The organism is Bacteroidota bacterium, assembly GCA_030017895.1.
In the GTDB taxonomy this organism is placed as follows: domain Bacteria; phylum Bacteroidota; class Ignavibacteria; order UBA10030; family BY39; genus JASEGV01.
This window is the reverse complement of sequence record JASEGV010000085.1, coordinates 1-11,383: the sequence shown is the minus strand read 5'-3', so window position 1 is coordinate 11,383 and position 11,383 is coordinate 1. Positions and strand designations below refer to the sequence as shown.

Annotated in this window: 11 protein-coding genes; 6 read left to right on the top strand and 5 right to left on the bottom strand. The window is 38.1% G+C overall.

The genetic code is table 11. The features are described 5' to 3' along the window. Positions 1–88 precede the first annotated feature (88 nt). Positions 89–1,225 carry a 5-(carboxyamino)imidazole ribonucleotide synthase gene (locus QME58_12570; GenBank protein MDI6804657.1) on the top strand — a complete coding sequence of 379 codons (1,137 nt, stop codon included), beginning with the start codon at positions 89–91 and terminating at the stop codon, positions 1,223–1,225. A gap of 3 nt (positions 1,226–1,228) precedes the next feature. Beyond that, on the top strand, positions 1,229–1,756 hold the full coding sequence (gene purE, locus QME58_12565) for a 5-(carboxyamino)imidazole ribonucleotide mutase (GenBank protein ID MDI6804656.1): 528 nt from the start codon (positions 1,229–1,231) through the stop codon (positions 1,754–1,756). Positions 1,757–1,945: 189 nt separating this feature from the next. On the opposite strand, the gene QME58_12560 is transcribed toward purE, so the two are convergent. From QME58_12560 to QME58_12540, 5 genes are all read right to left on the bottom strand, one after another. Continuing rightward, entirely contained in the window at positions 1,946–3,844 is a 1,899-nt protein-coding gene (locus tag QME58_12560) for an ABC-F family ATP-binding cassette domain-containing protein (GenBank protein MDI6804655.1), read from the bottom strand. Between the two features lie 209 nt (positions 3,845–4,053). Next, positions 4,054–5,364, bottom strand: a complete 1,311-nt coding sequence (locus tag QME58_12555) for an ABC transporter permease (protein ID MDI6804654.1) — start codon at positions 5,362–5,364, stop codon at positions 4,054–4,056. Further along, the gene (locus tag QME58_12550) at positions 5,361–6,278 is read right to left on the bottom strand and encodes an ABC transporter ATP-binding protein (protein ID MDI6804653.1); all 918 of its coding nucleotides are present in this window, start codon (positions 6,276–6,278) and stop codon (positions 5,361–5,363) included. Before QME58_12550 ends, QME58_12555 begins: the two co-directional genes overlap by 4 nt. 161 nt (positions 6,279–6,439) lie before the next feature. After that, positions 6,440–7,933 (bottom strand): DUF3808 domain-containing protein, encoded by a 1,494-nt coding sequence (locus QME58_12545; GenBank protein MDI6804652.1) that lies wholly within the window; start codon positions 7,931–7,933, stop codon positions 6,440–6,442. A 185-nt stretch (positions 7,934–8,118) separates the two neighbouring features. Then, the gene (locus tag QME58_12540; GenBank protein ID MDI6804651.1) at positions 8,119–8,619 is read right to left on the bottom strand and encodes a DinB family protein; all 501 of its coding nucleotides are present in this window, start codon (positions 8,617–8,619) and stop codon (positions 8,119–8,121) included. Between the two features lie 215 nt (positions 8,620–8,834). Here QME58_12540 and QME58_12535 point away from each other — a divergent pair, with 215 nt between their 5' ends. The 4 genes from QME58_12535 to QME58_12520 all read left to right on the top strand — a co-directional run. After that, on the top strand, positions 8,835–9,494 hold the full coding sequence (locus QME58_12535) for a hypothetical protein (GenBank protein MDI6804650.1): 660 nt from the start codon (positions 8,835–8,837) through the stop codon (positions 9,492–9,494). Between the two features lie 120 nt (positions 9,495–9,614). Then, on the top strand, positions 9,615–9,794 hold the full coding sequence (locus tag QME58_12530) for a hypothetical protein (protein MDI6804649.1): 180 nt from the start codon (positions 9,615–9,617) through the stop codon (positions 9,792–9,794). Positions 9,795–10,371: 577 nt separating this feature from the next. Further along, the gene (locus tag QME58_12525) at positions 10,372–10,791 is read left to right on the top strand and encodes a hypothetical protein (protein MDI6804648.1); all 420 of its coding nucleotides are present in this window, start codon (positions 10,372–10,374) and stop codon (positions 10,789–10,791) included. A 126-nt stretch (positions 10,792–10,917) separates the two neighbouring features. After that, a partial coding sequence (locus QME58_12520) for a TolC family protein (GenBank protein MDI6804647.1) occupies positions 10,918–11,383 on the top strand: 466 nt, incomplete at its 3' end.

Below are 11,383 nucleotides of genomic sequence, written 5' to 3'. Positions count from 1 at the left end.
TCTTCTCCCGCTCTACGAGCGGGATCAGAATGACTCTTTTGCGTAACTTCAGTTACATAATTCAATTTAGAATATTATATTTAAATAAATGAAACAACATAAGTATCCATTAATGAAAATCGGAATTATTGGCGGTGGGCAGCTTGGAAAAATGATGGCCCAAAAAGCCAAGAAGATGGGCTTCCATATCTCCGTTTTAGATCCATCAGCAAAATGCCCTGCAACTGCAATTGCCGATGAATTAATCGTCGGGAGTTTTTACGACAAGGAAAAAATCACGCAACTCGTTGAACAAAGCGATGTAACAACATTCGACATTGAGCATATAGATACAGAAACATTAAAAACACTTTCCGATGCCGGACATAATATTTTTCCTTCGCCATATTTGTTAGAAATAATACAGGACAAATTGCGGCAGAAGGAAGTTTTATCTGAAAACGGAATCCCCATTCCGAAATTTCAGAATGTTGAATCTTCAGAATCACTTTCACGGATGAAATTCCCGTTCGTTCAGAAAGCCCGCAAAGGCGGATACGACGGCAGGGGTGTAGTAGTTATGAAAAATAAATCCGACTTACAAAACGCTATTCAGACTGAATCGATGGTTGAGGAGTTGATAAATTTCGATAAAGAGTTAGCAATTATGGTAGCACGCAGCACATCGGGAGAAATAAAAACTTATCCTGTCGTTGAAATGATATTCGATAAGCGTGCTAATATATGTGACCTTATATTTGCACCCGCACGAATTGAAAATCATATTGCCAAGAAAGCAACACAGATTGCAGTGAAGTCGGTCGAGGCGCTTGATGGTGTCGGGATATTCGGAGTCGAGATGTTCCTCGCAGGCGAAAATATTTACGTAAACGAAATTGCACCTCGTCCGCACAACTCCGGTCATTACACGATCGAAGCATCGGCAACTTGCCAATTCGAACAACACATTCGGGCAATTACCGGCTTACCTCTCGGTTCAACCGATCTCCTTTCGCCGGCTGTGATGCTTAATTTATTAGGCGAAGAAAATTACAAAGGAAAACCTATAATCGAAGGATTGAACGAAGCACTTAGTATTCCCGGTTTATCGTTTCATTTTTATGGGAAAGAAACTACTTCACCATTCCGAAAGATGGGACACGTAACGATATTGAATAATAATTTAGAAGTTGCAATTCAACAAGCTGAAAAAATAAAATCAATTTTAAAAATAAAAACAGAGTAAAAAATGAAAAAGATATTGGTAGGAATAATGATGGGAAGCGATTCGGATTTGCCTGTTATGCAGGAAGCGGCAAATGTGCTGAAGAGTTTCAAAATTGAATACGAGATTACAATTGTTTCGGCACATCGCACGCCCGACCGTTTATATAAATATGCAAAAACCGCTGAGAAACGCGGCATTCAGGTTATCATAGCGGGAGCAGGCGGCTCGGCGCATCTTCCCGGAATGACCGCTTCAATCTCGACGCTACCTGTGATTGGTGTTCCAATCTGCACGCGATGGTTGAAGGGTCTCGACTCCCTCCTCTCAATTGTTCAGATGCCCGAGGGAATTCCTGTTGCTACTGTAGCAATAAATAATTCGAAGAATGCCGCTCTTTTAGCTGTAGAAATTTTGGGAATTAAATATCCAATACTCAGGAAAAATATTGCTGCATATAAAAACAAAATAAAGAAGACAGTACTTCTCAAAGCTAAAAAGTTAGAAAAGAATGGTTTAAAAAAATATTTAAAATCTGCTAAACAAAAATAATATGAATTATTATTTACATGTCAATTTCAGAATATAAAACATACCTGCGTGCCGAAACGCATAATAGCACTACGGCGTGCAGGTACGGATAAACACTTGACTGACTATTTTTCACACTCCCTCTTCACTCTCTGCTCGAAGTTTATCCCGTTCTATGGGACTAATTGTTCATCGCTCCGTGCTTATTGCTTACTGCATCCCAGCCCGTAATTCTTCAAGCTCATGCCATCGGACATAGAGGCGCTCTATTTGTTCCTTCGCCGAGGTAAGTTCCTCGGTCAATTGTACAGTATGCTCCCCATGCTTATCGTAAAAATCGTTTGAAGAGAAAATTGCTTCGATGCGTTCTACTTCCTGTTCTGCGAGGACAATGTCTTTCTCAATTGCCTCCAACTCCTTGGCTTCTTTCCATGTTAATTTCTTTACCGGCTTTTTGGTCTGTGGTTTCAATTTTGTATCGTGCTCTTTTGTCATGTTCAACTGCGCTTCTTTTTCTGCAAACCTGGCGTTACGTTTCTCAAGGTAATAGTCGTAATCACCTTCACTGAAATGCACATAGCCGTCTCCTTCAAAGGCAAGAATACCATTGCAAACGCGATTCAGAAAGTACCTATCATGACTCACCACGACGACACATCCATCGAATGACGAGAGTGCTTCTTCGAGGATGCGTAGTGTTGCCAGGTCGAGATCATTTGTCGGTTCGTCTAAGATCAGGAAATTACCGCCATTTTTCAGTATCTTTGCTAATAAGAGCCGGCTTCGCTCCTCGCCTGAGAGTTTGCCGACTTTCGTCTGCATTCTGTCATCGGCAAACAGAAACCGCCGCAGATATTTCCACACAGTCAGACGTTCTTCGCCAAAGATAATCCACTCATTACCTTCTCCAATTTCCTGCAAGACTGTGTTCTCATCGTTCAACGCCAAACGCGATTGATCGATGTAGTTAAAGATTGTTCTATCACCTATTTCAGCATGGCCTTCTGTTGGGCGCAATTCCCCGAGTATGATTTTCAATAGCGTGGTTTTGCCTAAACCGTTGTGACCGATGATGCCCAACTTCCTCTTTCTGTCGAAATTGAAGTCCACTTTACTAAATAGTTTTTTACCGCCAAGCTCAATCCCGACATTCTTTAAGTTCATAATTTTGGAGCCAAGAACCGATGCATGTGGAATAATCAGTTCAACTTCCGCATCTGGCTCATACCCTTTCTTATCAACCTCTTCAAAATATTTACTGAGCCGGCTTTTCGACTTGGTTCTCCGTGCCCGTGGTCCCTTGCGCACCCATTCAAGTTCCCTGAGCAAGAAACGGTTCCTCTTCCTTTCTTCCGTTTCTAATTGCGACTCACGCTCAACTTTATCAAGCATAAAGTCGGTGTAATTACCTGTGTGAGAGTAACAGACGCCATTCGTAAGCTCGATAATCCGGGTCGCAATAGAATCGAGAAAATATCTATCGTGCGTAACAAAGAGACATGCACCGGAGTATTTTTCCAAAAATTCCTCCATCCACTCTATCGATTGTGTATCGAGATGATTTGTCGGTTCGTCGAGTATGAGGAGATCGGGACGTGAGATAATTGCTTTGCACAAAGCCACACGGCGTTTTTCACCACCTGAGAGAGTCGTAATATCACGATCCTTCTCAGGCGCATTCAGAGAATGCATTACTGTTTCAATCCTATTTTCCAGATTCCATCCGTCCCGGTGATGAATGTGTGCCTCAAGAAGATGCCGTTTTTCTGATGTAACAGGAAGCGACTCGTATTCCCTTAGAATCTCGATAACATCATGCGCTCCCTCCAAAATATTTTCGTACACCGATAAAGCAGAGTCGAGTTGTAAGTCTTGTGAGAGGTATCCTATCATGATGTTTCTCCGTCGCGTTACCGTTCCTGAATCCGGTTCCATCATACCTGCAATAATCTTTAAAAGTGTCGATTTACCTGAACCATTGTTTCCGATCAATCCGATTCTATCAGCTTGATGAACGCTCATTGTTGCGTTGTTCAAAACAACCTGCTCACCGAAGCGAACGGATAGTTCACGTGCGGCAATAAGGACGGGGTTTATCGTTTTGGACATAGTTCTCGTTTCATACTCAAAATATAGCTTTTTTCGTCTTGATTGTCAACAATAAATACTCTATTTCCATAGATAGAAAACCAACATTAGACCGGATTGAAAAATTGGTAGGAAACTTGGATATAAATATTGACCCCCTGCTGAAATGATGGAAAGAGAATTCAATCAAAACTCCAAGCCAAAATAATAATATGACTTAGAGCAGGTAATTAAAATACATGTCCCTTTTTAAATTGCCAAATACTCACACACGTAATGAGTATTGCAATACCTAATAGGATAGCAATGTTCGGAACTATTTCCACTGTTCCGACGCCGCGCCATAAAACCTGCTGGATTCCATCCATCGCCCAATATACGATTGTTCCCTTGCTGATTGTCTGTATAAAGTCGGGCATAAAGGCAGTCGGGAACCAAGCTCCACCAATCGAGCTCATCGCTAAAATGAGAAACATTCCTAACCCGTTTGCTTGCGCTGCAGTTCTGCTGACTGCCGCTAGAAGCATACCGAAAGCTGTGCATGCGATTACCGCTGCAGCTATTATAAGAACCAAATTGAAAATATTTGAAAAGATATTGATCTTGTACAATAACGATCCACCGAGGAATAAAACACTCAACTGGATGAATCCGAGAGACATATTGAACAGATATTTACTCCACAGAATCTGAACGCGGGAAATCGGCGATGCAAGGATTCTGAGAATCACACCACTTTTTTTCTCATCGAACAACGAAGATGATGTCGCAGTAAGCGTGAACAACAAAAACATCATTGCCCACCCGCCCACATTTCTTGTTGCCCATGGATTAGCGATATCGCGACCTACAAGTTGAATTTGTTCGAGTTGAAGAATGTTTTGAAAAAATTTATTTCTTTCTTTTTTATCACTTCCGCCTAAATTGTTCGTATCACTTAGCGATGGAATCTTTATCCACTTCGGATCGATTTTAAAATATTTTCTTACAGTACCGGCAATCGCTTCGTTGAAAGCTTTTCCCGAATCGGTGCCTAAATATTTTATTGCCTGCCTTTGCATACCCTGCAAAAACAAATCCGGGATTTCCGACATAATTGTTTGCTGAAGAACTCCCTGCATTAACTGCATTTCGATCTCGTTTTTCGGGTCATAATAGAATTTCAGTTTCAAACCCGAAGATGTATCGGTATATGCATCAACCGGAATCACTAATGCTGCTGAAATCCTGCCCCGCTTAACATAATCTTGTACACTGCTTGTGTCGAATTTGATTTGTTTGCCATTTTCATCTTCGTATGATTTAAGAAGAACAAATGTTTTCGATGAGTCTAATGCCCTTTCAATTTTTCTGGAAATGGGTGCATCACTCGAGTTTACAAATGCCAAGCGTAATTTTTGTGAACCCGAACCGATCTTTCCGAATACAAGTCCCCATATAAAAATAAGTGCCAACGGTATGATAAACGTCAGCGTCATGCCAAGCCGGTCGGAAAGCAACAATTTATATTCTTTTATTATTAGTTTATAGATGGTTTTCAATCTCGTAATCTCCTTCCTGTCAGATGCAGAAACAGCGACTCAAGAGATGGTCTTTTTGTCTCGATAAACTTATAACCGATCTCATACTTTTCTAACATTGAATAAAACTCAGATAATAAAAATCCTTGTTTGGGTTTCAGCTCAAAGTGTTCGTTCACATCTATCAAATCGCCAAAACTTTTTAAGATGTGCATATTAGCTATAGTCGATTGGTTCTTAATTATTGATATCGTATCATCGTAATGCAATTGTTCCAATAATTTATCGAGCGATCCTTCAGCAATTATTTTGCCTTGATCGATAATGGCGATTCGGTTGCATAATCTTTCCGCTTCTTCCATGTAGTGTGTAGTATAAACAATCGTTTTACCCTGCTGGTTCAACATTGTCAGGTAATCGAAAATTGCGTTTCGCGATTGAGGGTCTATACCTACCGTCGGTTCGTCGCATAAAATTAAGGGAGGATCATGCAATAAGCTCGCAATCATATTCAAACGACGTTTCATTCCACCCGAAAAAGTTTTTACTTTATCTTTTCGGCGATCATAAAGCTGAACAGATTCGAGCATTTCTTTTATTCTTATCACGAGTTCATTTTTGGCGATGTGAAAGAAACTTCCAAATATTTTAAGGTTATCCTCAGCAGAAATATCGTCGTAAAGAGCAAGCGACTGTGGCACTAAACCGATGTTTTTTCGCGTGTGCAGGTTATCACGGGTTACACGTTCACTGGCAATCTCAATCACCCCGCTGTCAGAGTCGAAGTAACCGACGAGCAGATTCATAAGTGTGGTTTTACCAGCGCCATTTGGACCGAGAAGCCCGAAGAATTCTTGTTTATTGATGGTAAACGAGATATTCTCCAGCGCAGTTACGGTTTGAAATTGTTTTGTGATGTTGGTAATTTTTATCATACCATAATATACGCGATTTGATGAGTATGTTTCATTAGATTTTTAAAATATCATGAATATTTATAGTGGTTGAAGCGCTTTATACGTTTGTGGTATTCTAAAATCGCCTTACTCCCCGCTCATTGCTCTTAGCACCGTTCTCAAAGCTCTATGCTCAAAGTTCATAACTTATCCAACTCGCTTTCAATTCCGAACTTTATTCTTCTCTCGCCGGTGTAGTCCTTGAATTTTAAAGCAGTTTCGAATTCCTGCTTTGCTTTCTTTTTTTCTCCAACTTTCAACAGTGCTAAACCGAGCCGGTAATGTGTGTTAGGTAAAATCCAATTTTGTTTGAACTTTTCAATTTGCAATACAATATCGAACATCTCAATCGCTTTATCAAAATTACCCAACTCAAAATAAGCGCGTCCTATTCTGAAATATTTTTCACCACGCTGGTCTTCATTCAGCGAGCTGATTGTCATCAACTCATTCGCCGATTTAATAACCTCCTGATAATCACCGGCTTCAAAGTTATTCGATATTTTGGTTAAAATGATATCTGCATAACTCAACGGTGCTTTAATTCTTTCTTGTGCATCGGTGTTCTTCCCGGCACTCTGATAATACTGGATAGCCGTGGTTCTATCTCCTGAAATTTCGTAGCAAAAACCTATCCGATAATACGCGTTTTCTTTTGAAGAAGAATCTATATTTATCGAGTTTAAATATTTCTTATACCATTGAATGGCTTCATCAAAATTATTTTTATACCTGTACGCATCGCCGAGCGAACTGTGGCTTGACGCGATGGACCGTTCAGCTTCAGTATTTTGAATTGTGATAGCTTTCTTTAGTACGCCGATTGCATCATCTGCACGCCGCAACCAATAGAGCAGAATATTTCCGTAGCGTTGAAGGTAAAACGGATTCTGTGTGTATTTGGCAGCAAGTTCGTTTAAAAATTTAAACGCTTTTTCAGGCTGTTCTTCGGCTACATAAAATTGCGATAGCCACCACTTAGCTTCGTTATTTGCGTAAATACCTTTTGCAGCCGCACGCTCTAACTGTTCCAAACCTTTTTGCCTGTCACCATTGAAGCCCATAATTTTTATCATCCATCTGAACGAACTTGGAATCCGTGATACAAAATAATTGAACATCCCTAAGCCCATTTCGGCATCGTGATTATTCAAATTCGCTTCAATCGCGTCTTCTAAATAACTATAACCTTTCCTTCCATCCCACACTGCCCTTACAATTTGATTTTCTTGCGATCGAACAATTCCTCTATAACCATAAATCCCACCTAAATAAAACATAGCGTTTGAATTATTATTATCTTTATCCAGAACTTTTTCCGCTGCATCAATTACATTATCCGATAATTGAATAAACTTATCAAAGTCAGTGCGGATTCTCAAAAATGTATATCGGTAGTGATAAATCATCGCTTTAAAAAAATGTCCGCGTGGGTCGGCTGGTGCTATTTTTATCACTTCATCAAACTTTTCTTCAGCTTCCTTGAACTTAAAATTGTAGAGAGCATCGATACCGGTAACTGTGATGGTGTGTACGCTTTCCCAATCAATTCGTCTTATTGACGGATTATTTTGAGAGAAGATAATGTTGGGGATTGTAAAAAATATAAAGAGAAAAATAATGATTTTGTTCATTTGTATTAAGCAGATTGATTTGGTTATTGGTTGACAGTTTTTAGTTATAGTTGATAGTTACTTGTTTTAGTTTTTGGTTGATGGTTTGTGATGCTTTTCAATGTTGTTCCGATAATACTCTTAAACTATAACCACTAACAATTGAACTAAAACAGAGAACCATAAACTAATAACTATTTCTCAAATCATTTTTGTACCGGCATCCCGATATCAGCCCATTCTTCCTTGGCAGGGCCGTAGATGCCAGGGACTTTTAACCCGGCTTGTCGCATCAGGACTGTCATTTGAGCGCGGTGGTGTATTTCGTGTCTGATTAAAGATGAGAGAGCATCTCCTCGGCGCCACTTTTCGCCGTACATCTCAATCACTTCAAGTAACATCGCATCGTTCCACTTTGTTTGAACATCGACTTCCAACGATTTGGCAGCTAATTCATAAGTAGAAATTATTTTTTCTATTTCTTTAGGTTCTTCTGAATTTTCCGATGGCGCATTAACACTTAGCCCCATATGTCCGCCCATCTCTCCTAATGTTAACACAATATGCCAAGCAAGAAAGCCCAACGACCTGCCATCTTCCGTAACTTTAATTGGCAGCGAAGAATTGGTTAAGTATTTTAATGTTTTCGCAGTCCCCTCGCTTTCGTATTTCCACACTTTACTAAAATCTTCAATTGTCCGATACATTGTTATCTCCTTTTTTGATTGAATGATAAGAATATTTGAATATAAAAACAATTTGGAACTTTTATTCCTGTTTCGTATGTTTATTCAGGCAGATGAGTTGAAGATGGCTTGAACCCCTGCCCTACTGGCAGGGCAGGCTTGTTTCGGGATCAAGTCGGAACTGATTTAACTATTTTAATAGAATGACTGATAAAAAATAATAATTTGGAGGAAATATGGCACAGTTCAACAAAATTGGGCCTTACAAAGCTCAATTACGCTCTGAAACAACATTAACAATAAATATTGAAAATTTTTTAACTAATCGTGAAGAATTTGAAGGAAGTTTGATGTCTGAATATGGGGAGTTAAATTTTGCCGCAAAATATTTAAGAGATGGTTTTAAATTCAATTTTTCTCTAGGCGAAAATTTGTTATCGGTTCAGCATCTTTTTCAAGACATTAAGAATCCTGTAAATTCACAAGAGATAACAGTAAATTATAATGGAAACGAACATCGTTCTACAATTACTAAGGGTGATATTGAAAGATTGATTAAAAATAAAGAACTTGGACCTTTTGAAGGTCTTTTAAGAATCATTAAACAATCCTCTGATGTCAAAGAATTTTCAGAATCTTTAAAAAATCTACAGAATGTTTTAAACACCACTAATGTTGCTAACCTCGTTGCAACAGTTGCCGAAGATGCTGATGAGCCAATTACAGTTTTTAAAACCTTGTGGGAATGTATTTTACAAGGATTAGCATATATAGGGGCTATTATCGGACTTGCAATATGTGCAACAATAATTTTTTGCATTTGGGCAATGATTGGTCTGGCTGCAGCTGCAATTTCTCTTGCAAGATGTATAGAAGGTTTATTGGGTAGTAAGTAATTAATATTGTGCAATTTATATATGCTTAAATTAATTTTAATATTTTTATTAATTCTGCCATACATCATTTTCATAATAATGTATAGGAAAGTATCTTTAGGAGAGTGGGCGGGGTATTTTATGTTAACGCTATCATGGTATTTACTTTGGCTTACAGTTATTAAAGACATTGATATTTTATCAACTATTGCAAACATCGGAGCGTATTTTGGAATAATATTGGGGGGTGTTTTTGCATTAATCGGAGCAATAAAACAACGAAAATTATCAAAGAGAAAGGAAAAAGAAAGTGACATTTGAGATGTTCCAATGGATTGTAGAAATTTCCATCCACTATCGGATATTTCTCACCGCTGTTTGTTTAATATCTTTCATTCGTATGAATGATTGGTGGTCCTTTCCAATATTTATTTTATTGTCTATTATGTTATTAGCATTAATACTAATTCCAATAATTAACGGAAATATATTAGAAATTATAATGGTCATTCCTCCCGCAATTTTATCTATATTATTGGCATTCCGGATGATCTCAAAACGAATAAAGTCAAGACTATCATTATACGAAGGTAAAGGATTTGATGTTAGGTTTCCTTTATTTTAAATAATTTTTATGTTTATGTTTTTTTATGTAATAAAAAATATTTTAATATGTTCCTGATTACCGACGACCGTTTTCTGGAGCTTAAAAGGACAGCAACGAATCTTTTTAGTATCTTAACATCTTGTCTGTTGACTCATCCTGGTATTTCCAGACTTTAATGAAATCCTCGATTGTCCGATACATTGTTTTTCTTTTTTTTTTAATGATAATAATATTCATGTATAAATAAATATTTGGAACTTTTACTTACTATTCGTATGTTTACTTAAACAAATGGCACGAAATAAATTACATATCTCCCTCATTATCGGATTTACTGCTATATTTGTTGTATTTAATATCGGTTTACCGGTTGTCCTCCACTACTGCGAGATGATGAATACCTACTCAAGCTCTGATTGCGATATGTGCCATCCCGAAACAAAACAAGATGAGCAGATACAATTTAACTCGATGCAATACTCCTGCTGTAAAACAGTTATAGTAGCAGATCGGAATACAAGTGAGTTTCTCCAAGCACAAAAAGATGAAGCAACAAAGCTCCAATACTCCATTACTCCAACCGCCATATGCGGACTTCATTCTTCCCCAAGGATTGATTTTCAATATAGCTCAAAAATATTTTTAACTGGCATCCACTCTCCTCCTTCTTACAAAGACATACCAATTTTATTTTCTTCCCTACTTATTTAAATTTCTAAATCTCAAACACTAATTCGCTTTGAGAGGACAAAACTTAATTACTTATTTTGTTTGTTCGCTGAAAGAGAATTAGCTATTTTTATTTAGAATCTTTGAATCATTTATAACAGGTAAAATATGAAAACCATAATTTGGTTATTACTCATTTTCTTACAATTAAATTTAATCGCGCAAGAGAAGCCGAAACTTATTTTAGACCAACTGATTGATGACGCGCTTGTGAACAATTTTGAACTACATGCGTATTCTGAAGCTGTTAAAGCAGCAGAAGCAAAGATTCAGCAAATGCGTTCACTCGATAATCCTGAATTGACTTTTAGACTAATGGAGATGGAGAGTTTGAATCCAAACGAAGCAATGCGGGCGAATGTTGAGTTGATGCAGATGATTCGCTTTCCTTCTAAAATTTCGACTGAAACGAAGATGGCAGAAATTGAAGCTAACCGAGCTCAACAAATTTACAACGAAAAATCAGTTGAAATAATTATGAAGGTTAAATCAGCCTTTTACGAGTTGTGGATGACTCAACAGAATTTAGAACTCAATGGCGAGAATACTGAATTGATGAATCAGTTTTTGCAGG

Coding starts and splice junctions, on each gene's coding strand:
- QME58_12570 (MDI6804657.1), top strand. CDS start 89: ATGAAACAACATAAGTATCCATTAATGAAAATCGGAATTATTGGCGGT.
- purE (MDI6804656.1), top strand. CDS start 1,229: ATGAAAAAGATATTGGTAGGAATAATGATGGGAAGCGATTCGGATTTG.
- QME58_12560 (MDI6804655.1), bottom strand. CDS start 3,844: ATGTCCAAAACGATAAACCCCGTCCTTATTGCCGCACGTGAACTATCC.
- QME58_12550 (MDI6804653.1), bottom strand. CDS start 6,278: ATGATAAAAATTACCAACATCACAAAACAATTTCAAACCGTAACTGCG.
- QME58_12545 (MDI6804652.1), bottom strand. CDS start 7,933: ATGAACAAAATCATTATTTTTCTCTTTATATTTTTTACAATCCCCAAC.
- QME58_12540 (MDI6804651.1), bottom strand. CDS start 8,619: ATGTATCGGACAATTGAAGATTTTAGTAAAGTGTGGAAATACGAAAGC.
- QME58_12535 (MDI6804650.1), top strand. CDS start 8,835: ATGGCACAGTTCAACAAAATTGGGCCTTACAAAGCTCAATTACGCTCT.
- QME58_12530 (MDI6804649.1), top strand. CDS start 9,615: ATGTTAACGCTATCATGGTATTTACTTTGGCTTACAGTTATTAAAGAC.
- QME58_12525 (MDI6804648.1), top strand. CDS start 10,372: ATGGCACGAAATAAATTACATATCTCCCTCATTATCGGATTTACTGCT.